Source organism: Streptomyces sp. NPDC091289, assembly GCF_044757365.1.
GTDB lineage: Bacteria > Actinomycetota > Actinomycetes > Streptomycetales > Streptomycetaceae > Streptomyces.
The window spans coordinates 221,726-246,829 of record NZ_JBIVUT010000005.1; the positions used below are offsets into that span (position 1 = coordinate 221,726).

The window sequence follows — 25,104 nt, forward strand, 5'->3', positions numbered from 1 at the left end:
GAGCGCAGTAAGCGCTTTCTAATCACAGGAGAACCCCTTCTCGAACGAAGGGTCGTGTCGGCATGCATGGGAGCGCTCCTATTTGACATGCCCCTGACAGTTTTACGCGCAGTCGGCGTCACGGCCGGAACATCGCCCACCCCCGAAGACGCAGGGAGAAGAACATGAGGCAACCCGTCACACGACGGCTTCAAGCGGCACTGGCCACCCTGGCCCTCGCGGCCGCGGCCGGCGGCATCGTCCTGACGGCGCCCGAGGCGTCGGCGGCGGCCGGCAGCGCCACGGGCTACGCCACCCAGAACGGCGGAACCACCGGCGGCGCCGGCGGACAGACCGTGCGGGCCACCACCGGCACCGCGATCCACGCCGCCCTGTGCGGCCGCGCCGCGAAGAGCACGCCGATCGTCATCGAGGTCGAAGGCACCATCAACCACGGCAACACCAGCAAGGTGTCCGGCGGCAGCTGCAACACGGCCGACGGCGTGATCGAGCTGAAGCAGATCAGCAACGTCACGATCGTGGGCGTCGGCGGGGGCGCCGTCTTCGACCAGATCGGCATCCACATACGCGAGTCCAGCAACATCGTCATCCAGAACGTGACCGTCCGGAACGTCAAGAAGTCGGGGTCCCCCACCTCCAACGGCGGTGACGCCATCGGCATGGAGTCCGGCGTCCGCAACGTCTGGGTCGACCACACGACGCTGGAGGCGTCGGGCGGCGAGTCCGAAGGGTACGACGGCCTCTTCGACATGAAGGCCGACACCCGGTACGTGACCCTCTCCTACAGCGTCCTGCGCAACTCGGGGCGCGGCGGCCTGGTGGGGTCGAGCGAGAGCGACGTCTCCAACGGGTTCGTCACGTACCACCACAACCTGTACGAGAACATCGACTCCCGCGCGCCCCTGCTGCGGGGCGGCATCGGCCACATGTACAACAACCACTACGTGCGGCTCAACTCGTCCGGCATCAACTCCCGCGCCGGCGCGCGCGCCAAGGTGGAGAACAACTACTTCGAGGACTCCAAGGACGTCCTGGGCACCTTCTACACCGACGCCGCCGGCTACTGGCAGGCCGACGGCAACACGCTGGACAACGTGACCTGGTCGAGCCCCGGCAAGGACAACAACCCCGCCGGACCGGACATGAAGTCCACCACCACCGTCAGCATCCCCTACGCCTACACCCCCGACGCGGCCGGCTGTGTGCCGGACGTCGTGAGCCGGACGGCGGGCGCCGGCAAGGGCCTGAAGGTCTCGGACGGCGCCTGCGCGACCCAGCCGCCGACCGAGCCCGCACCGGACCCGACGGACCCGACGGACCCGGCCCCCGACCCCACCGACCCCACGCCGCCGAGCGGGACCAGCCTCAGCATCGGCACCCCGAGGATCGCCGAGTACGAGACCTACGCCTCCTAGAGCGGTCGGCCCGCTCCCCGCGCACCGGCCCGGGCCCGTACTCCCCGCTCGGCGGGGAGTACGGGCCCTGCGCGGTGTGGAGCGCCCGGCGGCGGTGCGCCTCCCGGTCATCCGAACGGGCGCCAGTCGCCCAGCCAGCGGGCCGGCGTGTGCGCACGGGCCTCGGAGGCGCTGAGCTGGGGCCGGTTCGCCGGGACGGTGATCCGGGCGCCGGGACCGAAGTTGCGGTGCTCGGCGAAGCGCTGCTCCTGCCACGGGTGGCCGGCGGACATCGTGGCGTACGGCGCGGACGCGTCGATGCCCGCGTCGAGACGGCTTTCGCGGACGGTGAGCATCGGGTGCGCGGTGAGGTCGGAGGACGGCACCCAGGGGCGCGCCAGCTTGTAGTACCCGTCGGGGGCCGTGCTCGTCACGCGGGAGCGCAGGACCAGGTAGCCGTACGGATGGGCCCCGGCGGTACTGGGCGCGAAGACGAAGCCGTGGGGCGCGGCCGGCAGGTCGGGGCGGGCGAGGGTGCGGAAGTGGCAGCGGTCGTAGACGGCGGAGGCGCGGCCGAAGACGAAGTCCACGTCCCCCTCCATGTAGCAGTCGCGGTAGTACTGCCGGGCGAACACGTCGAGGGAGGGTGAGTCCGCGTACAGCGTGTCCTGGTGGCCGAGGAACCGGCAGCCGTGGAACGCCGACCGGTCGCCCTGGACCTTGATCGCCACCGCCTGGGTGCCGGTGTACTCGGGGTTGTCGGAGCGCAGCCAGTCGTTGGCGAAGGTCAGGTCGCGGGCGGTGAAGCCCTCGGCCCCGACCGTGACGGAGGCCGATCCGCTGGTGCCCAGGGTCCCGGAGCCGTCCGGCCGGGGCGTGCCCGCCGCGTTGCCGTACACCAGGACCGTGTCGCGGGCGTCGGCGCTCGCGCCGACCAGCGTGAGGTCGCGGTGGGCGGCGCCGATGACGACCGTGGCCCGGTGGACGCCCGCGGCGATCACGATGGTGCGGCCGGTTCCGGTGGCCGCGTCGACGGCGGCCTGGACATCGGCGTGGTCGCCCCGGCCGTGCGCGTCGACGTACAGCGTGCGGGGGTCGAGGCGACGGGCCGGTGAGCCGTAGCGGCCGAAGGGGCGGGGGGCCGTGGCGGACCGGGCAAGGGCGGCCGGTGCGCCGAGGGCGAGCGTGGCGCCCGCGCCCGTGCCTGCGATCAGGTACAGGGCGGTACGTCGGGTGGGCATGGCGGTACTCCTCCAAGGGGGAAGGGAGTGAACGGCGAAGGGCCGGAGCGGCGCTCTCCGGGGTGGGGGAAAGCATGCGGTGCCGCTCCGGCCGGTTCTTCGGGCGTACGCGCCGGGCGTCAGCGGCCGGACGCCGACGCCCTGCCCGCCCCGGCCTTGAGGCCGACCAGTACGGGGACGGTCCAGGGGTGGTGGACCGTCGTGCGCAGTCCGGGGGTCCAGCCCGCGCCCTCGGCGAGCTGCTCGCCGGGGACTCCGGCGTTGTGCACGGCGATCAGATCGGTCCTGCGTCCGTTGACGTAGTTGTTCGCCGCGGTGAGCGGGGCCTCCGACCACTTCTTCAGGACGGTGGCCCGGTCCACGTCGCCGGCCAGGGTGAACGCGTTGTGCTCGGCGACCAGGCGGGACTCGGCGCCGATGCCGTAGGAGTAGCCGTAGGAACTGCCGCGCGTGGCGACGAAGTGGTTGTTGTACGAGTCGACCCGGCCGAAGCGGACGCGGGGAGCGCGCTCCTTGACGTCCTTGAACAGGTTGTGGTGGAGCGTCACCCGGAGCTTGCCGCGGTCGGTCGCGCCGGCGCTGTCGCTGTTGCCGATGAGCATCGTCTTGTCGTGGTCCTTGAGGACGTTCCACGACACGGTGACCAGGTCGGCGCCGCGCACGATGTCGAAGAGGCCGTCGTGCTGCTGGTACAGCTGACCGAAGTACCGGGGCTGGTCGGCGTCGGGGCGGTCGCCGTCGCTGAAGGTGTTGTGGTCGACCCAGACGTGGCGGGAGCCGTACACGACGAGGTTGTCGTACTCCGAGTTCCAGGCGCCCTCGTCGCCGTCCGTGGGGTCCCACTGGGGGAAGCAGTCGTAGGTGTCCTCGAAGGAGATGTTGCGGACGATGACGTTGGAGACGTCCCGGACCTGCAGACTGGCGCCGATGATCTCGGGGTTCGCGCCGACCCCGATCAGGGTGGTGTTGGACGGGACCCGGACCTCGACGGCCGCCTGCTGAAGCTTCGCGGAGGCCGCGCGGGCGTCCTCCAGCGGGCCCTCGGGGACCCGGTCGCTGCCCCAGACCTCCGGATCGTAGGCGGCGAGGTACTTCTCCAGGGTGTAGCCGTCGGTCTCGTACTGCTCGCAGCCGATCGGGGTGCCGTCGGCGTCGGAGTTGCCGTGGATGGTGCCGGCGACTCTGACGATCTTCGGCGCGTCGCCCGCCTCCTCGAAGGCGGCGACGAGTTCGGCCCGGTCGGTCACGGTGTAGACGTGCTCGGGTGCGGCGGCCGCGCCTCCCGTGGTGGAGCCCTCGGCGGCGGCCCAGCCGTCCCCGGCGGGCAGGACGGCGCGCTCGATCCCCGTGCTGTGGGGGCCCGGCCGGGGGGTGGCCTGGGCGGGAACGCTCAGTGCGAGGGCCAGCGAGGCGCAGCCCAGGGTGACGGCGACGGCGCGGGTGTGACGCGTGCGTGCGGGCATGGCGAAACCTTCTCTGTCGTCGGAGGAAGCGGAGTCGGAGGAAGCGGAGATGGCGGGAGCGGAGATGGCGGGAGCAGATGACGTGCAGTGAGGCGCGAGGTGTGGTGTGGTGAGGCGCGAGGTGCGGTGCGGTGCGGTCCGGTCCGGTACCGGTCAGGCCGGTCGGTCCCAGGTGATCCACTCGTCCGGGACCGGATCGTCGAGGCGGCGGAGGTCGCGGGCCGCGAGTACGCCCGCGTCCAGCAGGGCACGTGCCGTCATCCGGGCCGCGTCGACCGCGCCCGGCGGCCTGAAGTGCGTGTTGTCCTCCGTGCCGTCCGGGTGGTTGGGCGACTCGCCCGGCTTCAGCCACAGGAAGAGCGGCAGGGTGCCGTCCGGGCCCAGCTGCTGCCAGCGGGCGAGGGACAGCGCCTGGAGGTCGAGCAGCGGGACGCCCTCCTCGGCCGCCAGGGCGCGCATCGCGGCGGGATACTCGCCGTGGGTGGGCCGGGCGGTGCCGTCGGGGGCGAACCGGCGCCGCTCGACGGAGGTGAGGAGCACGGGCCGGGCCTGCCGGGCCCGGGCTCCCCGGACGTACTGGCGCAGGTATTCCCGGTAGGTGGTGTCGGGGTCGGTGCCGCGGGCCGGGTCCTCGGTCTTCTCGTCGTTGTGCCCGAACTGGACGAGGAGCAGATCACCAGGACGGACGCCGTCCAGGAGTGCGGTGAGGCGGCCCTCGTCGATGAAGCTCTTGGAACTGCGGCCGTTCACCGCGTGGTTGGCGACCCGGAGGTGGTGGGCGAGGAAGAAGGGGAGCGCCATGCCCCAGCCCGTCTCGGGCGCGGCGTCGGCGGTCTTCGTGGCGGCGGTGGAGTCGCCGGCGATGTGGAGCGTACGGGGGCGGGGCCGGCCCGTTCCGCCGCCGCTGTGGGCGAACGCCGGTGCGGCGGCGGTGAGGGCGAGAGGGAGAGTGAGCGGGAGGGTGAGCAGGGCGGTGGCCGTCTGTCTGCGGGTGAGTGACACGAGGAGCTGCCTCTCTCGAAGGGCGTGCTCGCGTTCGGGGGAACTCGCCAACGGGGGATCGCGCTTCTGGGGGACTCGCTTCCGGGGGAACCCACTCCCGGGGAAGGGGACCGGCGGCCGGGCGCGACGCTCCGGGCCGCCGCCGGTCTCCCGTCATCGGGGCGGAGACGGGTGGGGACAGCGGGGACTCAGCCGTTGCCCAGTTCCGCCCACTCCTTGTTGGCAGCGTTCAGCTCCTCGGCCATCTTGTCCAGGAACTGCTTGGCCGTGATCTTGCCGAGGAGCAGCTTCTGGAACTCCGGCTCGTTGTCCGCCTTGCTGATGTTGTTCCAGTCGGGCAGGTAGTACGGCAGGTCGACGACCTCGGTGGAGCCGTCCGTCAGCGCCTTCGCGGCCAGCGCGGTCGACTCGGTCTCGTTGATCCACGGGTCCTTCGCCGCTTCGACGTTGGCCGGGATGGCGCCCGCCGACTCGTTCCACTTGCTGTTGGACGCGTGGGAGGCGGCGAACTCGATGAACTTCCACGCCGCGGTCTTGTTGTCGCTCGACCGGAAGAGGCCGAGTCCGTCGACGGGGTTGGAGACCTGCACGCGGGTGCCGCTGTCCCCGATGGGGGCCGGGATGCCCGCGAACTTGCTGTCGCCCAGGGCCTTCGCGTGGTCCTGGTAGGAGCCGAGGTTGTGGCTCAGCATGCCGATGGTGCCGGTGTCCCACTGGGCGACCATCTTGGTGAAGTCGTTGTTGACGTCGGCGGCGGGCGTGGTCCTCTTGAAGAGGCCCGCGTACTTCTCCAGCGCGGTGACGTTCTTGGGGTCGTTGAGCGTCGTCCTGTCGCCGTCCCAGAACTCCGTGATGCCGGACTGGCCGTAGACGGCGTCCAGGGCCTGGGCGATGGAGCCGGCGCCGCCGCGGATGGTGTAGCCGAACTTGTTGTTCCTGGCGTCGGTGAGCTTCTCGGCCGCGGTGTAGAAGTTGGCCCAGGTGTCGGGGGCCTTCAGCCCGGCCTGCTCGAACAGGTCGGTGCGGTACCAGAGCACGCCGTTGTTCGCGGAGGTCGGGACGGAGTAGATGTCGTCGCCCCGTCCGGCGGCCGATCTGACGCTCTCGACCATGGAGTCGACGAGCTTGCCCTCCAGGGCCGATCCCTTCAGCCGCTTGTTGACCGGCTCCAGGGCTTCCTGCGAGACCATGTTGGCGAGGTAGGCGGTGCCGACCCCGCCCACGTCGGGCAGTCCGCCGCCGGCGATAGCGGTGTCGTACTTGGACTGGACGTCGGCGATGGGGATCGGGACGTACTTCACCTTGATGTCCGGGTGCTGCTTCTCGAAGTCCTTGATGATCTCGGTCCAGATGGCGGTGCGCGGCCCGCCGTTGTTGTCCCAGAAGGTGATCTCGCCCTTTCCGCTTCCTTCCGTACCGGCTCCGCTGCCGTCGTCGCCGCACGCGGCGGCCGTCAGCGCGAGGGCTGCTACGAGGGAGACAGCGGATGCGGTACGCCCCCGCCGGGTCTTCGAGATGGTCATGGTCGGCTCTTCCCTGTCGGATGTGTCGGGGTGGTTCCGTACGTCTGCGCTTCTGCGGGGGGTCAGTGAGTGGCGCGGAAGGTGGTGAACAGCGCCGTGCCGGCGGGGCCCGTCCCGGCCGGCGCGGTGGCGAAGAGGCCGAGGAGCGCGGCGACCCAGCGCCACGGGGTGGCGGCGAAGACCTGCCCCGAGGGCCGGAACCCGTCGCCCGTGTCGGCGGAGAAGCGGCAGCGGGCCCCGGCCGTGACCTCGATACGCAGCCGGGCCCGGCCGCCGGGCGAGGCGCGGGCCTCGGCCGCGTCGCGTTCGCTCTCCGCGACGCCCTCGGCGTACCGGTGCACGAGCCGGGGCGTCCCGTCCGCCCCGGCCTCCAGACCGATCCAGCAGAAGGCGTCCCCGAGCACGGCCAGGCCCGCTTTCGCGCCCGGCTCGTCGCTGTCCAGCACGAGGTCCACCTCGACGGTGAACTCCTCGGCGGGCAGCCGCTGGACCAGGACGTCGGGCAGCAGCCGCAGGTCGTGCGCGTCCGGCGTGCGTACGCAGGCGAGCCGCAGCCCATCGGCAAAACGCCCGGGGTACGCGGGGTTCTCGGGGCGCTCGGTCCGCACGTCGGGGCGGGGGTTGGCCGTCCACTGCCACTGCTTGCCGTGGGCGCCGCCGGGGAAGTCGTCGTCCACGGCGGGCGCGGCCACGGGCTGCTCGGGGGCGGCCGGTTTGCGGTGCGTGGAGACGGGTTCGCCCGCGTCCCCGATGACGGGCCAGCCCTCCGCGTCCCAGCCCATGGGCTGGAGGTGGACGACCCGCCCGTACGCCCCGCGCGCCTGGAAGTGCAGGAACCAGTCCTCGCCCGCGGCGGTCCGCACCCAGGCGCCCTGGTGCGGGCCGTTGACGTCGGTGCGCCCCTGGGACAGCACGACGCGTTCCTCGTACGGGCCGGAGAAGTCCCGCGACCGGAACGCGCCCTGCCAGCCGCTCTCCACCCCGCCGGCCGGGGCGAAGATCCAGAAGTGCCCGTCGTGGCGGTGGAGTTTGGGGCCTTCCAGGGTGAACCAGCCGGGTATCCGGTCGGCGTCGATCAGGGTCCGGCCCGCGTCGAGGAGTGCGCGTCCGTCGGCGCTCATGCGGTGCCCGGTGAGGCGGTTCTTGATCCCGGAGCGGGACTTGGCCCAAGCGTGGACGAGGTAGGCCTCGCCGGTCTCCTCGTCCCACAGGGGGCAGGCGTCGATGTACCCGCGGCCGGGCTTGAGCAGGTGCGGGGCGCTCCACGGTCCTTCGATGTGCTCGGCGTTGATCTGCTGGACGCCGTGGTCGGGGTCGCCCCAGAAGATCCAGAACCGGCCGGCGTGGTGCCGCAGGGAGGGCGCCCACACCCCGGCGTCGTGGCGGGGCCGGGCGAAGTCGGCGGCGGGCTCGATCCGGTCCAGGGCGTGCCCGACGAGCGTCCAGTTGACCAGGTCGCGGGAGTGCAGGAGCGGCAGCCCCGGGGCCCGGCCGAAGCTGGACGCGGTGAGGTAGTGGTCCGCACCGACGCGGACGACGTCCGGGTCGGACCAGTCGGCGTTGAGCACGGGGTTGCGGTACGTGCCGTCGCCGAGGTCGGCGGTCCAGGGCCGGTTCACGAGGTCACCGCCCGTCGGGCGTACCCGGCGGCGGTCTCCCGGTCCAGCCTGCCGTCGGCGACGACGGTGACGATCCGGCGTACGACGGTGGCTCCGGCGGGCACGGGCAGCCGTGCGTCCGCCGCGAGGGAGGAGCCGACGCCCGGGTACTCGGCCGTCCGCACGAACCACGGGTCACGCCGGGTCTCCTCGTCCGCCCCGGCGAGGACGAGGGTCCAGCCGTCCCCGGCGAGGGCGACCCAGTCGGCGGTCCGGCCGTGCACGGCCTCCTCGCCCACCCGGTCGGCGGTGAACACGTCCGGCGGCACGGCCTCCTTGGGGGCACGCCAGAAGAAGCCGCCGTAACCGGCGCCGGGGCGGCCGTTGGTCGCGGGGCTGCCGAGCGAGAGGCCGTCGGCCGCGTGGTTGGTGAGCGCGAAGGAGAGGCCCAACGCCCAGGCGGTGGCAGAGAGTTCGACCGCGTTCACCGTGCGGTGCTCGCGGAGCAGCTCGACGCCGTCCGCCTCCCAGGCGAGCGACTGCGCGAACCCGCCGGGCCCGTGCCGTTCCAGGCCGAGACTGCGCTGGACGCCGTGGTTGTCGAGCTCGGTGGGTCCCTGCCCCCGGACGTAGGTGCGGCCGCCCCAGAAGTTGCGGCCGGCCACGTCGGGCACGGCGACGGAGACGCCAAGGTGGTGCCGGTGGTCGGCGGGGCGGTCCTGGGTGACGGTGCGGCCGGCGAGGGTGGTGACGGGGTGCAGGCGGGGGCGGCCGTCCGCGCCGGAACCGTCGCCGTGACCGTCGCCGTAGCCGTAGTGGGCGACCGTGCGTCCGGCGCAGTCGAGGAGTTCGGGGAGCGCGGGCGGGGTGGCGGACGAGGCCGCGGCGGGTCGGGTCATGAGGCCGCCACCTCGCTGCTCCGGGCCCAGGCTGCGCCCAGTTCCGAGTAGAGGGCGAGGGATTCGGCCCCGGCGGCGACCAGTTCGTCGATGCCGTGGACCGTACGCCGCACACCCCCGCCGGGGGCGTCGTACCGGGTCTCCCAGGCGTCGGCGGGCAGGGCGACGGGCTCGGGGGCCGTCCGTACGGCCTCGACGACCCGCATGAACGCTCCCGCGCGCTCCGGCGGAACCAGGAGCGCCGTGCCGTGCTCCAGGTGATCGACCAGGTTCTCCAGGAGATCGGTCCGGCCGTGGACGCTCTCCTCGGGGCCGTGGCCGGCGCGCTGGACCAGGACGCGGTCCTGCTTGTACCAGAAGGTGATCCGGCCCCGGTCGCCGTGGACGATCACGTACGGCTCCCCCGCCCGTGCCGCGCAGAGGGTGGCGGCGACGGTGACGGGCAGGCCGCCGGTGGTGGTGACGCGGACGCAGCTGGTGTCGTCGGCCTCGATGTCATGGGCCCGGAACAGCTCGGTCTCGATGGACAGGACGTCCTCGGCCGTGCCCCGGTCCGCGAGTTCGAGCGCGGTGGCCACGGCGTGCGCCAGCGGATTGGTGAGCACGCCGTCGACCACGTCGGTGGAGCCGAGCCTGCGCCGGCCGGACCAGGGGGCTCGGCGGAAGTAGGCGTCGTCGCGGACCCAGGCACCGGCGGCGCCGATCCCGGTGAGGTTGCCGATCGCCCCGGTGCGGACCAGGTCCTGGACGGCGGGCACGGCGTGCGAACCGAACGACTGGAAGCCCACCTGACAGGCGATGCCCGCCCGCCGGACGCCGTCGGCCATCCGCGCGTAGTCGGCCCAGCTCGCGGCGGGCGGCTTCTCCAGCAGGAGATGGACGCCCCGGGACGCGGCGGCCAGGGCCAGGTCGGTGTGGGTAGGGATGGGGGTGCAGATGACGGCGGCACGGGCTCCGGTGGAGTCGAGGAGCGCACCGAAGTCGGCGGACTGCTCGGGTGCTTCGCCGTCCTGGAGACCGAAGGCCGCCAGTTCGTCGGCGGTCAGCGGCTCCAGCTCGCAGATCCCGGCCAGCCGTAGCCGGCCCTGGTGCTGGAGCCGGCGGAGGTTGGCCAGGTGCCAGCGGCCGTGGCCCCGGGCGCCGGCCAGCACGACGGGGAGCGGCGCGGCGGCGGTCGGGGTGGCGGCGGGGGCGGTCACCGTAGTGACGGCGGGGACGGTCGGGTAGGTCGTCATCCCTTCACCGCGCCCGCACTGAAGCCCGTGACGAGCCACTTCTGGATGAACGCGAAGACGATCACGACGGGCACCGCGGCGATGACCCCGCCCGCCGCGAGCGCGCCGAGGTCGACGCTGTCCGCGCCGATCAGGGTGTTGAGGCCGACCGGGATCGTCTGCTTGTCCTGTTCGCTGAGGAACATCAGCGCGAACAGGAAGTGGTTCCAGCTGTGGACGAAGGCGAAGGAGCCGACGGCGATCAGCCCGGGGCGCAGCAGCGGCAGGACGACCGCGCGGAAGGCGGTGAAGCGCGAACACCCGTCGACCCAGGCGGCCTCCTCCAGGGTGACCGGGACGTTCTTGATGAACCCGCTGATCAGGATGATCGACAGGGGGAGCTGGAAGACGGTCTCCGCGATGACGACGCTCCACAGGGAGTTGATCATCTGGAGGTTCCGGAAGATCTCGAAGAGCGGCACGAGCATCAGGGCGCCGGGGATGAACTGCGAGCAGAGCAGCGCCAGCATGAACGGGCCCTTGATCTTGAAGTCGAACCGGGCCAGGGCGTATCCGCCGGCCAGGGCGACCAGGGTGGTGGCGATGAGCGTGGCGACGCCGACGATCATGCTGTTCTGGAAGAAGACGGCGAAGCTGCGCTCGTTCCAGACCTTGGAGAAGTGCTCCCCGGTCATCGGCCAGGGCACCAGCGCGGTGGAGCCGGCGGGCCGCAGGGCGAACAGGAGCATCCAGTAGAACGGGATGAGCGTGAACAGCAGGTAGAGGCCGAGCGGCAGATAGATCTGCCAGCGCGGTACGTCGTCGTAGGCGCGCTCCCGTCCGGTGCGGCGGCCCGAGGGGGGCGGCGTACCGCCGGGGCGGGCGGACGGCCGGGCGGCACCGTTCTTCTCGGTGAGTACGGCGGTCACTTGTGGTCGCCTCCGAACTTGCTCAGGCGCAGATAGACGATCGAGCAGAAGAGGAGGATCACGAAGGCGACGGTGGTGAGCGCGGAGGCGTAGCCGAAGTCGTGGCCCTCGATGCCGGTGTTGGCGACGTAGAGCGGCAGCGTGGTGGTCTCGCCGGCCGGTCCGCCGCCGGTGAGGGTGTAGAGGAGGTCGACGTTGTTGAACTCCCAGACCCCGCGCAGCAGGGTGGCGAGGATGATCGCGTCGCGCAGGTGCGGCAGGGTGATGTGGAAGAACTGCCGGAGCCGGCCCGCGCCGTCGACCGACGCCGCCTCGTACAGCTCCTTGGAGACGGACTGGAGGTCGGCGAGGATGAGAATGGCGAAGAAGGGGACGCCGCGCCAGAGTTCGGTGACCGTGGCCGCCCAGAAGACGGTTCCGGTGTCCGAGAGCACCGAGGTGCCGTACTCCCCGATCCCGGCGTCCGCGAGGTAACGGCTGAAGCCCGTCGAGGAGTTGTAGAGCAGGATCCAGATGGTGCTGGTCAGCACACCGGAGACGGCCCAGGGCGAGAAGACCATGGCGCGGGAGATGCCCCGGCCGATGAAGGTCTGGTTGACGATCAGGGCCAGCGCGAGGCCGAGCACGAGCTGCAGGGAGACCTGCGTGAAGACCCACTGGGCGCTGAAGCCGAGCGTCGACCAGAACTGGTCGTCCTCGGTGAAGATCCGCCGGAAGTTGTCGAGTCCGGCGAAGCCGTTCCGCCACGGCTTGGTGACGTTGTAGTTCTGCAGGCTGTAGTAGAAGACGCTGAGCACCGGGTAGGCGATGAAGCCCAGCATCAGCAGGCCCGCGGGCGCGATCAGCAGATACGGCAGGCGGCGGGGTGTCGCCGTGCGGCGCCGGGGCGCCTTGGGCGGTGGGGTGGCCACGGCGGCGGGTTGAGCCATGACACGTCTCCGATCTTTTGGTACGCGCTCGATGCGCTGGATGTGCGGACCTGCCGCCACACAAGGCAGCAAGCGCTTTCTCAATACCGCTGAGCGGCCCGGATGCCCCGCCGCACGGAGCCCCGGCCGCCCGGCTCACCCCACGTACGGGTCGGGCACGTCTCCCTCCCGGGCCAGGAACGCGAAGTCGCATCCGGTGTCGGCCTGGGTGATCTGGTCCTGGTAAAGCGCCCCGTAACCGCGCCCGTAGCGGGCGGGCGGCGGGCTCCACGCGGCGCGGCGGCGTTCCAGCTCGTCGTCGTCGACGCCGAGGTGCAGCAGGCGGGCCTCGACGTCCAGGGTGATGAGGTCCCCGGTGCGGACCAGGGCGAGGGGCCCGCCGACGAACGACTCGGGCGCGATGTGCAGGACGCACGCCCCGTAACTGGTGCCGCTCATCCGGGCGTCGGAGATCCGCACCATGTCCCGCACACCCTGCTTCAGCAGGTAGTCCGGGATCGGCAGCATCCCGTACTCGGGCATGCCGGGGCCGCCCTTGGGCCCGGCGTTGCGCAGCACGAGGACGTGGTCCGGGGTGAGCGCCAGGGCCGGGTCGTTGATCGTGCGCTGCAGCTCCCGGTAGTCGTCGAAGACGACGGCGGGGCCGGTGTGCCGCAGCAGGTGTGGCTCGGCGGCGATGTGCTTGATGACCGCGCCGTCGGGGCAGAGGTTGCCGCGCAGCACCGCCACCCCGCCCTCCTCGGCCAGCGGTTCGGTGCGTTCACGGATGACGGCGCTGTTGTGGACGGCCGCCCCGTCGAGCTGTTCGCGCAGGGTGGTGTGCGCGACGGTGGGCCGGTCCAGGTGGAGTACGTCGGTGAGCCGGCCCAGGAAGCCGGGCAGGCCGCCCGCGAAGTGGAAGTCCTCCATCAAGTACCGCCCGCCGGGGCGGAGATCGGCGAGGACGGGCACCGTACGGGCGATGCGGTCGAAGTCGTCGAGCGTGAGCTTCACACCGGACCGCCCCGCCATCGCGATCAGGTGGATCACGGCGTTGGTGGAGCCGCCGAGCGCCAGGACGGTGGCGACGGCGTCCTCGTACGCCTCGGCGGTGAGGATCTGCGACAACGTCGTCCGCTGCCATACGAGTTCGACGATGCGCAGGCCGGATGCGGCGGCCATCCGGTCGTGCCCGGAGTCGACGGCCGGGATGGAGGAGGCCCCGGGCAGGGTCACGCCCAGCGCCTCGGCGGCGGCCGTCAGCGTGGAGGCGGTGCCCATCGTCATGCAGTGGCCGGCGGAGCGGGCGAGGCCGTTCTCCAGCTCGCCCATCTCGCAGTCGCCGATGAGCCCGGCCCGCCGGTCGTCCCAGTACTTCCACATGTCCGTGCCGGAGCCGAGCACCTCGTTACGCCAGTGGCCCGGCAGCATCGGCCCGGCCGGCACGAAGACGGTCGGCAGGTCCACGGAGGCCGCGCCCATCAGCAGCGCGGGCGTCGACTTGTCGCAGCCGCCCAGCAGTACGGCCCCGTCCACCGGGTACGAGCGGAGCAGCTCCTCCGTCTCCATCGCGAGCAGGTTGCGGTAGAGCATGGGGGTCGGCTTCTGGAAGGTCTCCGAGAGGGTGGAGACCGGGAACTCCAGCGGGAATCCGCCCGCCTGCCAGACGCCCCGCTTCACCGCCTGCGCCCGGTCGCGCAGGTGGGAGTGGCAGGGGTTGATGTCGGACCAGGTGTTGAGGACGGCGATGACCGGCTTGCCGAGGTGTTCCTCGGGGAGGTAGCCGAGCTGGCGGGTGCGGGCCCGGTGGCTGAAGGAGCGCAGCCCGTCGGTGCCGTACCACTGGTGGCTGCGCAGCTCCTCGGGCGCGATGGTGACCGCTCTCCGGTCGTCCGTGTCCGCGACCGCTCTCCGGTGATCCGTCACAGCGCCCACGCGGCTATCTGCTCGGCGACCTCGGTGCGCCGCTCCTCGGGCAGGACCCGGCTCGGCGCGCGCACCTCGCGACGGCAGAGGCCGAGCACGGACAGGGCTTCCTTGATGACGGTGACGTTGTTGGCGGACTGGTCCTCGGCGCGGAACTCCTCGAAGGGGCGGATCTGCTCCCACACCTTCATCGCCGCGCCGTAGTCGCCGGCGCGCAGGGCCTCCAGCATGGCGAGGGAGACGCCGGGGGCGACGTTGACGAGGCCCGAGGTGAACCCGGTGGCGCCGGTGGCGAAGTAGGAGGGGGCGTACAGCTCGGCGAGGCCGGCGATCCAGACGAACCGCTCCAGTCCGGCGTCGCGGGCGAAGGCCCCGAAGCGCGCGGCGTCGGGCACCGCGTACTTCACGCCGATGACGTTGGGGCAGCTGTCGGCGAGTGCGGCGAGCCGGTCGCCGACGAGCAGCGGGTTGCGGATGTACGGGACGACGCCGAGCTCAGGGACGGCCTGGGCGATCGACCGGTGGTAGTCGACCCAGCCCTCCTGGGCGACATAGGGGTGCACCGGCTGGTGGACCATCACCATCTCGGCGCCGGCGTCCCTGGCGTGCTCGGCGTCGGCCACGGCGGTGGGCACGTCGTGGCCGACCCCCACCAGGACCGTGGCACGGCCGCGGGCCTCCGCCATGGTCAGCTCGGTGACGGTGCGCCGCTCGTCGGGGGTGAGCGCGTAGAACTCCCCGGTGTTGCCGTTCGGGGTGACGATGCGGACGCCGCCGTCGAACAGCCGGCGCACCAGGGCGCGGTGCGCCGGGGCGTCGATGCTCCCGTCCTCGGCGAACGGGGTGACGGGGATCGCCACGACGTCTGCGAGGGCCGCCTTCAGCGGGAAGATGTCCATGCGGACTGGCCTTTCGTCGAGGTGCTGGTGGTGCGCGGCCGGCGGGCGGTTCACGCCGTCCCGCCCCCGTCCCCGTCTTCGTCGTCGGGGAAGGCGCGGCGCACGAAGGAGGCGATGTGGTGGTGGAGAGCCCCCGCGGCGGCCTCCGCGTCCTCGGCCAGGGCGAGCCGCAGGATCTCGCGGTGCTCGGCCGCCTCCCGTTCCCAGGAAGGGATCGCCGACCAGGCCACGGTGGACACGAGGGCCGCCTGATCGCGGACCTCGTCGAGCATCCGGGCGAGCAGCGGGTTGCCGCAGGGCAGATACAGGGCCCGGTGGAAGTCCCGGTTGGCCAGCGACCTGTCGGCCTGGTCGAGCGCCGAGTCGGCCCGTTCCAGAGCTTCCTGGGCGGCCTCCAGCGAGGCCTTGCGGTTGACGGACCGGCGCAGCGCCTCCGGCTCCAGGAGCAGGCGCACGTCGTACACCTCCCGGGCCATGGTCGCGTCGACGAGCCGCACGGTGACGCCCTTGTACTGGCTCATGACCACGAGTCCGGTGCCCGCGAGCGTCTTCAGCGCCTCGCGCACGGGCGTCTTGGACACCCCGAACTGTGCGGCCAGCTCCGCCTCCACCAGCGCCTGCCCCGGTTGGAGTCGCGCGGTGAGGATGGCGTGCTTGATGGCCTCCAGCACGTACTGGGTCCGGGACGGGTTCGGGGCGGGGGCGAAGGTCATGGGTGACGGGCTCTCACATCTCGCATATCGCGTCTCATATATGACGTACGAAGTACGACGCGATGAAGCTAGAGCCGCCCGGAGCGCTTCGTCAACGCTTCGGACAGAACAACTTTCGGGCTCGGCGAGACACTTGACGTACCGTGGCGGACTTCTTAGCTTGTCCACGTATGCGAATGCGGTCCATGGCTTTGAAAGGCTTGAAGGCCGGGGCGTGACGCCGCCCGCCCGCCCGTCCGGTGCCGCGCCACGCCACGCCACGCCACGCCGCATCGCATCGCGAGCCACACCGCATCGCACCGCGCCGCGCCGCATCGCCCCGAGGAGACCTCCGTATGACCGCTCCCCGCACCGTCCTGCTCACCGGCGCCGCAGGCGGCCTCGGCACCCTCATGCGGGGGCTGCTGCCCGCGTACGGCTACGACCTGCGGCTGTTCGACCTGGTCCCGATCGACGGCGAACCGGAGACCGTCGTCGCCGACCTCAACGACCGGGAGGCGCTGCGCGAGGCCGTGCGCGGGGTGGACGCGGTCATCCACCTGGCGGGCATCTCGCTGGAGTCCACGTTCGACAAGATCCTCCACGCCAACATCCAGGGCACCCACCACCTCTACGAGGCCGCCCGCGAGGAAGGCGTCCGGCGCATCGTCTCCGCCTCCTCCAACCACGCCGTCGGCTACACCCCGCGACCGCTCCCCGGAGACCCGCCGATCCCGGAGGACGCCCCGCACCGCCCCGACACCTTCTACGGCCTCTCGAAGTGCTTCGGCGAGGACCTGGCCCAGCTCTACTGGGACAAGCACGGCATCGAGACCGTCTCGGTACGCATCGGAAGCTGCTTCCCGGAGCCCACCTCGGTACGCATGCTCTCGGTCTGGATGAGCCCCGCCGACGGAGCCCGCCTCTTCCACGCCGCGCTCACCGCCGAGAACGTCGGGCACACCGTCGTCCACGGCTCCTCCGCCAACACCCGCCTGTGGTGGGACCTGACCTCGGCCCACGCCCTCGGCTACACACCACAGGACGACTCGGAACCGTACGCGGCGAAACTCATCACCGAACACGGCGAACTCGACCCGGCCAACCCGGCACACACCCACCTCGGCGGCCACTTCCTGACCGACCCGCCGATCTGGCCGCACTGAGGTACCGGGGGGGGCTTCGTCGGCGGGCACCGATGAGTTTCCCGGCCGGGGCGGGTCATGAGTGGTGGGACGCGCCGAGCGACCGGGACGGCCCGGTTCCCGACGCGACCGGCAGACCGGCCCCGACCGAGCGAGGACAACCATGAATGCCTCCACCAGCGAAAACGCCGACAGCACCAGCAGCATCGACACCATCACCGGCCTGGGGGTCATCCTCGGCAGCACGGACTCCGACGCCCTGATCGCCTGGTACCGCGCCGCGCTGGAGCCCCTGGGCGCCCGCTGGGCGGAACACCTCCTGATCGTCGGCCCCGGCGCGATCATCGGCTTCGACGAACGGGACGACGTGGCGGACAAGGCCGCCGAACCGGGCCGGCACCTGATCAACATCACCGTGCGCGACATCCGGGCGGCCGAGAAGCATCTGAACACGCTCGGGGTGACCTGGGTGCGCCCGGTCGAGGACATCGGGGAAGGCTGGTTCTTCTCGACGGTGGTGGACCCGGTGGGCAACTACCTCCAGATCCTCCAGGGCCCGGAAACGCCCTGACGCCCCCCTTGGAATCCCCCTAGATTGTCAAGCACATCCGAACGAGGGGGAGTTCAGTGAGCATGCGATCGACGACGTTCCGTATCGGCGGAGACCTGACCGTGGGGCGACTGGGGTTCGGTGCGATGCACCTGCCCACCGAGAAGTCCGAGGACCGACCGTCGGCCATCGCCGTGGCCCGCCGGGCGGTCGAGCTCGGCATCACGCTGATCGACACGGCCCACATGTACGGGTACGGGGCCAACGAGGAGGTCCTGGCCGAGGCGCTCCACCCCTACCCGAAGGACCTCCTGATCACCACGAAGGTCGGGGTGATCCGCTCCGCCGAGACGGGCGAGTGGGCCCTGAACGGCCGCCCGGAATCCCTGCGCGCGGAGGTGGACCACGCCCTGCGCCGCCTCCGCGTCGACCGCCTGGAACTGCTCCAGCTCCACCGCATCGACCCGGAGACCCCACTGGCCGACCAGCTCGGCGCGCTGCGGGACCTGCGCGACGCGGGCAAGGTGGGCCGGATCGGCCTGTCCGAGGTGACGGCCGACGAGCTGGCCCAGGCCCGCGAGATCGCCGACATCGCGAGCGTCCAGAACCGCTACAACCTGACCGACCGCGAACACGAACCGGTCCTCGCGGCGTGCGAGGCGGCGGACATCGCGTTCCTGCCCTGGCGGACGGTCGCCTGGGGCAAGGCGGGCGACCGGGCGGAGGTGGCAGCGGTCGCCGCCGAGCTGGACGCCACGCCCACCCAGGTCTGCCTGGCCTGGCTGCTGGACCACTCCCCGGTGATGCTCCCGATCCCGGGCACGTCGAGCGTCGCCCACCTGGAGGAGAACACGGCGGCGGGGGACATCGTGCTCACACCGGAGGTGCGGGCGCGGCTGGATGCGATCGCGGGGAACGAATGACCTCGGCGGACCGGCGTCCCACGACCTCGTCGACAGAGCGGAATCTGGCAGCCCCCGGGCAACGCGAGACAGCCGAGCGCGACCGCGACCGCCGCCTGCAGGCCCTGCACGAGCTGTGTGACATCGCCAGGGACGGCGGCCTGGACATGGAGGTTCTCCTCGACAAGCGCCGCTACCGAGGCGGCCCGACGGTGTGACTGCGGCCGGTCGTCTCAGCCCGCAGGGCCGCCGGGGCGGTCACCACGTCCCGTACGACCCCGTCCGGATCGGCGGCGGCGTCCTCGGCGAACTCCGGAATGTCCACGTTCGCGAGCTGGAGGTTCCCGTGGACCATGTGGACGGCGTCCGGCACGACACGCACCTCGCGGGGCGGCGGAGCGTCGATGAGCTCCTGGTAGTACATCGGGTCAAGGACGACCGCACGCCATGCGGCGTCGTCGGTGTAGTCGGTCCGGATGACGAGAGGCACCCACTCATCGGACCTGATGATCTCCGGCAACGCTTTCACCATCTGCTCCCCGGACGGATTCGGTCCTGTCGCACGGCCCCTCTCACCCACCGCTGACAGAGTCATGCTCTCCTACAGCACCGAGCCGGGAGCGGTGGAGAGCCCGGTGAGGCGCGCCATCTCCTGTTCACGGAAAGTGGTGACCTCACGGCAGAGCTGACTCATGACGAAGCGTCCGAGCGAGACGCAGAGGTCCATGCGCTGAATGCATACGCCCACCATGAACGGCCCGGCTGCAGCCCGGTAAAGCCGGACTCCGTAGAACCCCTCCTGGCAGTCGCGGTCATTGTTGAAGCGGCAGTCGACGCAGGTGTCGGGAAGTCGTACTGGCCGGATGCTCTTCGCATATAGTTCGCGCCCTCCGGGAAGCCGATAGCGAGTGCGCTGGTCGGAAGTCCCCGCCGTGATGATGCGCCGTTCAGGAACAGCCCCCAAGGTGTTCACCACCTCCTGCATGGCGGCGAGGGAACGACCGCCGTCCTCGAGCGACACCAGCATCCGTACGACCACGTCCCTTCCGAAGTCCTCCACGATGCGCAGCACCCGGTCCACGTGGGTAATGTCCGGGACCACGATGTTGGCGGACACCTTCACGCCACAGCGCACGGCGGCGTCGACGGTGGAGCGCAGGGCATCAAGCTTCCGCTGAGCAAGGCCGACGGAGTTCAACCGATCAGCCTGGACAGCGGCCAATTCTTGAGGAGTGGTACCGAACACGCTGAGGTTGATCCGGTCGAGGCCTTCCGCCGCGCACGCGGGCAGCACGTCCGCACCATTCTCCCCGTTGGATGTGACGCCCACTCGCAGACCCAGGCGACGGGCAATCCTGATCAGCCCAGGGAGGTCGGGGTGCAGGGTGGGCTCGCCGCCGGTCAGATGGACCTCGTCCAAGGCCATGCTTCCCCGCATGGCGGCCAGAGCCTGGGCAAAGTCCGGGTCGGCCTTGATCGTCTCGGGCAGGAAGCCCGCTCCGTTCGTGGAAAGGTAGAGGGACACCCTGCCGGTCCGGCCAGGAGTTCCCGTGAACTGCGGAGCCGACCGCGAGCGGTTGTCCGAAGCGACAGGCGTGCCCTCGTTGTGGCAGAAAGTGCAGGCGAGCCCGCACGCGTCGATGACCTTGACTCTCATAGTGCTGTCAGCCACGACGGTCACCGGGACGGGCAGGTCGTGCTGGTTCATCGATCCACCTCCACGACGGACCGGCCCAGGGCCGGTCGCCTCCTGTCCCCATCACTCCTTGGGGGAACCGCAGGTCAGAAATGCCTTCCAGATCGATTCCGTATCGGCCGAATACTTTGGTCGTGTTCTCGCTGGTCAACTCCGACATATCGATGGAGAGCCGTGTCGCAGCAACCTGGACGGCCTCCGCTGTGTCGCCCTCGATCTCCAGGTACGAAGGGATGAGCGGCCATGAGTCGATCTCCAGCCTCACCCCGCCCAGAACCCAGGAGTCCCGGTGGTTCTCCTGGTACGAGCGGTGTTGGATTCCCATGCGCCCCAGCAGCGCGTGAGCAGTCTCGAAGTCCCCGACTGCGATCTCTGTCTCGCTGGTCCCGTCGATCGCGTCGGAGATGACCTCCTTGACACACAGGGTCGTAGCCGCCCCGTCGTCCCGAAGCCGCACCCATCGTCCCTCCAGCGGGGGCACGGTGTCATAGACATACCGACGCATCAGCCGACCTCCTCTGTGCTCACCACCGGCGGCAGCAATCCGCGCCGCCATGGCGGCGGGGTCGACCTCCAGATACTTCGCTTCGTACTCGACAACCGGCACGGATCTCCCGCTGATCTGCTGGAACAGGGTTCACTGCGCCGGCTTTCCCGAGCCGGCCCGGAGTTGAAGCTAGACGGCTGATGGGAGCGTCGGCCACTGGATTGCACGGGATTGCAGCCGACTTCGCCAGTCGATGATGAACCGTCAATGGCTCCCTTGACCCAGTAAGGACCAACGAGCGACGCTCAGTCACACCGAGCCGAACACTCCTCGAAGGAGAACAGCATGGCTTTACGATTCCTCGGGATCTGGCCCAACACTCCCGACGACGGATCTCCCACCATCTGGTTGGAGGAAACAACCGGCGACCTGATCATCCAGTCCTGGAAGGCGGACGAGGAGACCGTCCGGGCGGCGCAGGAAGTCGGTTCGGTTCCCGGGCACTCCACCGATGTACCGGACCACGAAACGGTCATCCGGCTGCCGGCCAACATGCTGCAGTTCATCCCCCGCACCGGGAACACATCAGCAATCACGCCGTCGCCGCCAGGCACCGCCAGCGCCTTCACGGCAAACACGTTCAACGAAGGACAGTAGTGGCAACAGCCGTTCGCAAGGCACTGGGCAAGGCGCGCTACACGGCCAAGCACCTCGAAATGCGCGACAGTTACATGCGGGACGACCCGAACTTCGTCCGCTGGCAGCAGGGTCACCGTGACGACCCCGCCGACCGGGCTTCCTGGTGGCGCCCCTGGCTCGACGTGGTGGCCGCCGCCACCGCACGCGGTGTGGTGATGCGCCGGTTGCGCGTCGTTTCCGAACCTCTCAGCGACTACACGCGGTACGAGTACGACGGAACGTTCACCAACGTCGCGGCGGGTGAGGACGTGCGCTGGCTGCCCCGGTCCGCCGCTCGCGACCTCCTGCTCCCGGCCCTAGACGGCTGGGTCATGGACGGCCACCTTCTGATCCTGCACCACTTCAGCGGCGAGGGGCAGTGGACGGGCCCGGGAATGGAAGTCTGCGACGACGCACAGGCGGCAGAGCGGTACGCGCACGCCTACGACGCCGCATGGTTGCGAGCGATACCGCATGAGGGGTACCGGCCCGCCTGAGTATGGACGCATGCCCCTCTCCCCCTATTCCCGCGCCCAACAAGCCCGGCAAGAGCTTGCGAACCGCCTCGCCGAACTCCGGCGCGAGGCGGGCTTGACCGGCCGCGAGCTCGCACGTCGCTGCGGCTGGCACCCGTCGAAGTCCTCCCGCCTCGAGAACGCCCGCACCCCGCCGACGGCCGAGGACATCACGGCTTGGTGCGGTGCGTGCGGAGCGCGGGACAGAGCAGGTGATCTGATCGCCTCGCTCCGAGCCGCGGAAGGCATGTGGACCGAGTGGCGGCGCATGGAACGCTCAGGCCTCCGCCAAGCCCAGGTGAATCGCCTTCCCTTGTACGAGCGCACGCAACGCTTCCGCTCGTACTCCTCCTGGCTCGTACCCGGCCTTCTCCAGACGCGCTCCTACACCACGGCAGTCCTTGAGGCCGTCCAACGAAGGCGCGGTCTCGTGGACGACGTCGCCGAGGCCGTGGACGCACGCATCGATCGTCAGCGCGTACTGCACCAGGGCAACCGCCGCTTCGCCTTCCTGGTGGAGGAATCCGTACTGCGGGCCGGTGTGGGCGGAACGCAGGTCATGACCGGTCAATTGGCGGCGCTGATCGCCGCGGGTTCGCTGCCCAACGTGAGCATCGGCATCGTCCCGTCCACTCCGGACCGTGAGCGCTGGCCGGTGGAAGGCTTCTGGATCTACGACGCCGCGCAGGTCAACGTCGAACTGGTTTCGGGCTACCTGACCGTTACGGCTCCGAGTGAGGTGGCTTCCTACGCTGCGACCTTCTCCGAACTGGCAGAATGCGCCGTGCATGGCACGGCTGCCCGCACATTGATCACGGCCGCGCTGAACGCACTCGACCGACCCGGATATCGCTGAGACGGGGCCGCACTACCCTGCTGGAACCAAAGCCTCCGGAGCGCAAGGAAGCACAATGGACGACGAGCCGCTGTCTCACTGGGCGGAGCGCCGGGACGCGAAGATCGGCCGGCTCCGGGCTGTGCCGCTCGTGACCGGCGACGGCCCCAAGGGCTCCCACCTCAACCCGGACACTCCTCGCGCCATCCAGCGCTGGAACGGGTACGCCTGGGAACCGCACAGCACCGCGGCCAACCTCGCGGAGGCCCAACGCCTCCTACACCCGCGCGCCGAGGAACCGCCAAGCGTGACGGCGCCGCAGGCTCAGCCGCTGAGGGCAGGCCGGGGCAGGCACCGTAAGCCACGACCGGGTGAATGATCCGCATGGTCTGCCTGCCAGAGGCCGGAAAGCCACACGAGCCCGGCAGCTCGCGATACGGCATTCGTAACAGCCGTGCCCGCGCAGCCTCACATCCGGGATCTCAGCACGTCGACCTCACAGCCCGGCGCGAACGGGTCGAAGCCGTGCTCGATCAGCCAGCGAACTGCCAGCAGACTCCGCGCCGCCCACCACGCGCGGATCACTTCGAGGTCGACGTCACCGCCATAGCCGGCGAGGACGTCGTCGAGGTGCTCCTCGTGTCCGAGCGTGAAGGTTGCGAGGTCGTACAGGGCATCACCCCGGCCCGCCTCGGACCAGTCGATGATGCCCGTGACCTCGTCGCCGTCGACGAAGACGTGCGCGATCTGCAGGTCGCCGTGCGTGAACGCCGGAGTCCACGGCCGGAGCGCGGCCTCGGCGACCTGGCGATTGCGGGTGACCAGGTCGGCGGGCAGGACGCCGTTCGCCACGAGCACCTCGCACTCGCCGTCGAGTTCCGCCGCCAGCGCGGTAGTGCTCCGGCCGGCCCGGCCGGGCCGGGGCGGCAGCGGCGCGTCGTGCAGCTTCCGGATGGCGGCGCCCGCCGCGGCCCACGCCGCCGACGACCCGGTAGACGGCCCGCCGAGGCGCGCGAGCGTCGTCCCCGGGACTGCGGCGATCGCGAGCACGGGCGGCTTGCGCCACAGGACCTCCGGGGTCGGGACCGGCGCGAGGGACATCGCCTCGACCTCGACGTCGATACGTGCCTGATCGGCATCCACCTTCAGGAACATGTCGCCGACGCGCAGGGTCGCACGCTCGGAATGGGCGACAACGACTTGAACCTCATCCATGGACGACGAGTATCCCGGCGACGGTCGCGGACGTCGCCGGGTTTATCGCGTGCGCTCAGGTGGCCGGCCGCGTTCCGCTACCCGGCGGCCTCGTACACGACACCGACCTCCGACCAGGCCACGCCCACCGACTTGCCCAGGAGTTCTAGAGGGAGCCGCCCTGTACGGCGGCGACGAAGGCCCGCCACTGCTCGGGGCCGAAGGTGTGCGCGCCGAGGGTGCGGTCCTTGGTGTCGCGGACCGCGTGGCGGCCGGAGGCCAGGACGGAGTGCTCGACGCAGCCGTTGTTCGACCCGCTGTACGTGCTCTTGTGCCAGCGTGCACGTTCAAGCTCGGTCTCCGGAACTCGGAAGGCCGATTCCTCGATCATGATCTGGTTTCCTCGATGAGGTCGCGAATGTACTGCCGGGATGCGGTGGGTGACAGAGCGGCAGCGGTCAATTCGTCCCACGCCTTGATGTACGCCTGCACATCGGGCCGCTGCTCCAGCAACGTACCACCGGTGATGTGCTCCAACCACACCACTTCCACCGGCGGATCGGCCTGCAGCCCGAAGACGGTGAATGGGGCGTACTGCTCCATCGGAAGGGCGGAGTTCAGCGGCAATACCTGAATGCTGACGTTCGACGACGAGCCTGCCTCCAGCAGGTGGCTCAGCTGCCCGGCAACCAGGTCCGGCCCGCCCCCGATGCGGTGCAGTGCGGGGGCGTCGATGACGGCCCGGAGCCTGAAACCAAGCCTGTCGTCGAGCAACTCCTTGCGCTTCATACGGGTCTCGACGAGGGATTCCACCTGGTCGGCCGGTGACGCGACTTCGTACAGGTGGCGCATGTACGCCTTGGTCTGGAGCAGCCCCGGGATGACCATCGGTTCGAACGTGCGGACCGCTTGCGAGTCCGCCTCCAGCATCAGGTAGTCCTTCAGGACGTCGTGAAGGAAGGGCCCCTGCCCGCTCCACCAGTCGACCTTATGGATCTCCTTCGCCAGACGCTTCAGGCTGGTTCGCTGCCGCTCCTCCTCCACTCCGTAGAGGTTGAGGAGGGTCGTCAGGTCGAGTGGGCGAATGCCTCGCTTGCCGTTCTCGATCTGGCTGATCTTCGGCTGCCCGCACTCCAGCGCCTCCGCCGCGTCCTGGACCTTGAGGCCGGCATTCAGTCGTAGCTGTCGCAGCTCTCCGCCGAGTCGGCGGCTCCGCATCGTGGGCATGTCGCTCTGAGCCATGCCGTCATCCTGACGGCCAAGTTCACCCAGGCACAACACACTTCAGAAACTTGCACCCTCTCGGATGACATCGTGAAGGAATACTTGCCTAAGCGATGCTTCGCGCGACACCATCCTTTCCGTGACCGAAAGCGCCTGATCGACCACAAGCTGTTGATCGGCGGCGCACTAC

Annotated in this window: 24 protein-coding genes and 2 pseudogenes; 8 read left to right on the forward strand and 18 right to left on the reverse strand. The window is 70.5% G+C overall.

Annotated features, from left to right (window positions below; all coding sequences use genetic code 11):
• Positions 1-164: 164 nt before the first annotated feature.
• Positions 165-1,376, forward strand: a pseudogene (locus ACIQPT_RS08395) (polysaccharide lyase family 1 protein); the annotation flags it as partial.
• Between the two features lie 146 nt (positions 1,377-1,522).
• Here ACIQPT_RS08395 and ACIQPT_RS08400 read toward each other — a convergent pair.
• From ACIQPT_RS08400 to ACIQPT_RS08455, 12 genes are all read right to left on the reverse strand, one after another.
• The gene (locus tag ACIQPT_RS08400; protein ID WP_401153895.1) at positions 1,523-2,635 is read right to left on the reverse strand and encodes a pectinesterase family protein; all 1,113 of its coding nucleotides are present in this window, start codon (positions 2,633-2,635) and stop codon (positions 1,523-1,525) included.
• Between the two features lie 119 nt (positions 2,636-2,754).
• Positions 2,755-4,098, reverse strand: a complete 1,344-nt coding sequence (locus ACIQPT_RS08405) for a polysaccharide lyase family 1 protein (RefSeq protein ID WP_401153898.1) — start codon at positions 4,096-4,098, stop codon at positions 2,755-2,757.
• Positions 4,099-4,251: 153 nt separating this feature from the next.
• Complete coding sequence (locus tag ACIQPT_RS08410) at positions 4,252-5,100, reverse strand: rhamnogalacturonan acetylesterase (protein WP_401153900.1); 849 nt, start codon at positions 5,098-5,100, stop codon at positions 4,252-4,254.
• Between the two features lie 188 nt (positions 5,101-5,288).
• Entirely contained in the window at positions 5,289-6,623 is a 1,335-nt protein-coding gene (locus ACIQPT_RS08415; RefSeq protein ID WP_401153903.1) for an ABC transporter substrate-binding protein, read from the reverse strand.
• Positions 6,624-6,685: 62 nt separating this feature from the next.
• Entirely contained in the window at positions 6,686-8,242 is a 1,557-nt protein-coding gene (locus tag ACIQPT_RS08420) for a family 43 glycosylhydrolase (protein ID WP_401153906.1), read from the reverse strand.
• Entirely contained in the window at positions 8,239-9,120 is an 882-nt protein-coding gene (locus tag ACIQPT_RS08425; protein ID WP_401153909.1) for a PmoA family protein, read from the reverse strand. The genes ACIQPT_RS08420 and ACIQPT_RS08425 overlap by 4 nt, the downstream gene beginning before the upstream one ends.
• Positions 9,117-10,355, reverse strand: a complete 1,239-nt coding sequence (locus ACIQPT_RS08430) for a Gfo/Idh/MocA family protein (protein ID WP_401153912.1) — start codon at positions 10,353-10,355, stop codon at positions 9,117-9,119. Before ACIQPT_RS08430 ends, ACIQPT_RS08425 begins: the two co-directional genes overlap by 4 nt.
• On the reverse strand, positions 10,352-11,263 hold the full coding sequence (locus tag ACIQPT_RS08435) for a carbohydrate ABC transporter permease (protein WP_401153914.1): 912 nt from the start codon (positions 11,261-11,263) through the stop codon (positions 10,352-10,354). The genes ACIQPT_RS08430 and ACIQPT_RS08435 overlap by 4 nt, the downstream gene beginning before the upstream one ends.
• On the reverse strand, positions 11,260-12,192 hold the full coding sequence (locus ACIQPT_RS08440; RefSeq protein ID WP_401153917.1) for a carbohydrate ABC transporter permease: 933 nt from the start codon (positions 12,190-12,192) through the stop codon (positions 11,260-11,262). Before ACIQPT_RS08440 ends, ACIQPT_RS08435 begins: the two co-directional genes overlap by 4 nt.
• A 135-nt stretch (positions 12,193-12,327) precedes the next feature.
• Entirely contained in the window at positions 12,328-14,097 is a 1,770-nt protein-coding gene (araD, locus tag ACIQPT_RS08445) for an L-arabinonate dehydratase (RefSeq protein ID WP_401154199.1), read from the reverse strand.
• Positions 14,094-14,996, reverse strand: a complete 903-nt coding sequence (locus ACIQPT_RS08450) for a dihydrodipicolinate synthase family protein (protein ID WP_401153921.1) — start codon at positions 14,994-14,996, stop codon at positions 14,094-14,096. Before ACIQPT_RS08450 ends, araD begins: the two co-directional genes overlap by 4 nt.
• A gap of 50 nt (positions 14,997-15,046) precedes the next feature.
• Positions 15,047-15,709: a GntR family transcriptional regulator gene (locus tag ACIQPT_RS08455; RefSeq protein ID WP_401153923.1), complete on the reverse strand. Its 663-nt coding sequence runs from the start codon at positions 15,707-15,709 to the stop codon at positions 15,047-15,049.
• Between the two features lie 335 nt (positions 15,710-16,044).
• Here ACIQPT_RS08455 and ACIQPT_RS08460 point away from each other — a divergent pair, with 335 nt between their 5' ends.
• The 3 genes from ACIQPT_RS08460 (at position 16,045) to ACIQPT_RS08470 (ending at position 18,306) form a co-directional block, all read left to right on the forward strand.
• The gene (locus tag ACIQPT_RS08460) at positions 16,045-16,854 is read left to right on the forward strand and encodes an NAD-dependent epimerase/dehydratase family protein (protein ID WP_401153925.1); all 810 of its coding nucleotides are present in this window, start codon (positions 16,045-16,047) and stop codon (positions 16,852-16,854) included.
• Positions 16,855-16,996: 142 nt separating this feature from the next.
• Complete coding sequence (locus ACIQPT_RS08465) at positions 16,997-17,404, forward strand: VOC family protein (RefSeq protein ID WP_401153928.1); 408 nt, start codon at positions 16,997-16,999, stop codon at positions 17,402-17,404.
• Positions 17,405-17,466: 62 nt separating this feature from the next.
• The gene (locus ACIQPT_RS08470) at positions 17,467-18,306 is read left to right on the forward strand and encodes an aldo/keto reductase (RefSeq protein WP_401153931.1); all 840 of its coding nucleotides are present in this window, start codon (positions 17,467-17,469) and stop codon (positions 18,304-18,306) included.
• 172 nt (positions 18,307-18,478) lie between these two features.
• Here the strand turns inward: ACIQPT_RS08470 and ACIQPT_RS08475 are convergent, their stop codons facing one another.
• The 3 genes and pseudogenes from ACIQPT_RS08475 to ACIQPT_RS08485 all read right to left on the reverse strand — a co-directional run.
• The gene (locus tag ACIQPT_RS08475; RefSeq protein WP_401153933.1) at positions 18,479-18,775 is read right to left on the reverse strand and encodes a DUF6924 domain-containing protein; all 297 of its coding nucleotides are present in this window, start codon (positions 18,773-18,775) and stop codon (positions 18,479-18,481) included.
• Between the two features lie 111 nt (positions 18,776-18,886).
• On the reverse strand, positions 18,887-19,993 hold the full coding sequence (locus ACIQPT_RS08480; protein ID WP_401153935.1) for a radical SAM protein: 1,107 nt from the start codon (positions 19,991-19,993) through the stop codon (positions 18,887-18,889).
• Between the two features lie 64 nt (positions 19,994-20,057).
• Positions 20,058-20,588, reverse strand: a pseudogene (locus ACIQPT_RS08485) (adenylate cyclase); the annotation flags it as partial.
• 225 nt (positions 20,589-20,813) lie between these two features.
• Here ACIQPT_RS08485 and ACIQPT_RS08490 point away from each other — a divergent pair.
• Genes ACIQPT_RS08490 through ACIQPT_RS08505 form a run of 4 tightly spaced genes read left to right on the forward strand, consistent with a single transcriptional unit; the run spans position 20,814 to position 22,875 of the window.
• Complete coding sequence (locus tag ACIQPT_RS08490; protein WP_401153938.1) at positions 20,814-21,125, forward strand: hypothetical protein; 312 nt, start codon at positions 20,814-20,816, stop codon at positions 21,123-21,125.
• Entirely contained in the window at positions 21,125-21,643 is a 519-nt protein-coding gene (locus tag ACIQPT_RS08495) for a DUF6879 family protein (protein ID WP_401153941.1), read from the forward strand. Before ACIQPT_RS08490 ends, ACIQPT_RS08495 begins: the two co-directional genes overlap by 1 nt.
• A 10-nt stretch (positions 21,644-21,653) precedes the next feature.
• The gene (locus tag ACIQPT_RS08500; protein ID WP_401153944.1) at positions 21,654-22,517 is read left to right on the forward strand and encodes a helix-turn-helix domain-containing protein; all 864 of its coding nucleotides are present in this window, start codon (positions 21,654-21,656) and stop codon (positions 22,515-22,517) included.
• A 55-nt stretch (positions 22,518-22,572) separates the two neighbouring features.
• Entirely contained in the window at positions 22,573-22,875 is a 303-nt protein-coding gene (locus ACIQPT_RS08505) for a DUF6087 family protein (protein ID WP_401153947.1), read from the forward strand.
• A gap of 89 nt (positions 22,876-22,964) precedes the next feature.
• Here ACIQPT_RS08505 and ACIQPT_RS08510 read toward each other — a convergent pair whose 3' ends face one another.
• The 3 genes from ACIQPT_RS08510 to ACIQPT_RS08520 all read right to left on the reverse strand — a co-directional run bounded on the left by ACIQPT_RS08510 (position 22,965) and on the right by ACIQPT_RS08520 (position 24,932).
• Positions 22,965-23,711, reverse strand: coding sequence for a phosphotransferase family protein (locus tag ACIQPT_RS08510; RefSeq protein ID WP_401153950.1), 747 nt, complete (start codon positions 23,709-23,711; stop codon positions 22,965-22,967).
• A gap of 145 nt (positions 23,712-23,856) precedes the next feature.
• On the reverse strand, positions 23,857-24,081 hold the full coding sequence (locus ACIQPT_RS08515; RefSeq protein WP_401153953.1) for a DUF397 domain-containing protein: 225 nt from the start codon (positions 24,079-24,081) through the stop codon (positions 23,857-23,859).
• Positions 24,078-24,932 carry a helix-turn-helix domain-containing protein gene (locus tag ACIQPT_RS08520; protein ID WP_401153955.1) on the reverse strand — a complete coding sequence of 285 codons (855 nt, stop codon included), beginning with the start codon at positions 24,930-24,932 and terminating at the stop codon, positions 24,078-24,080. The genes ACIQPT_RS08515 and ACIQPT_RS08520 overlap by 4 nt, the downstream gene beginning before the upstream one ends.
• Positions 24,933-25,104 lie beyond the last annotated feature (172 nt).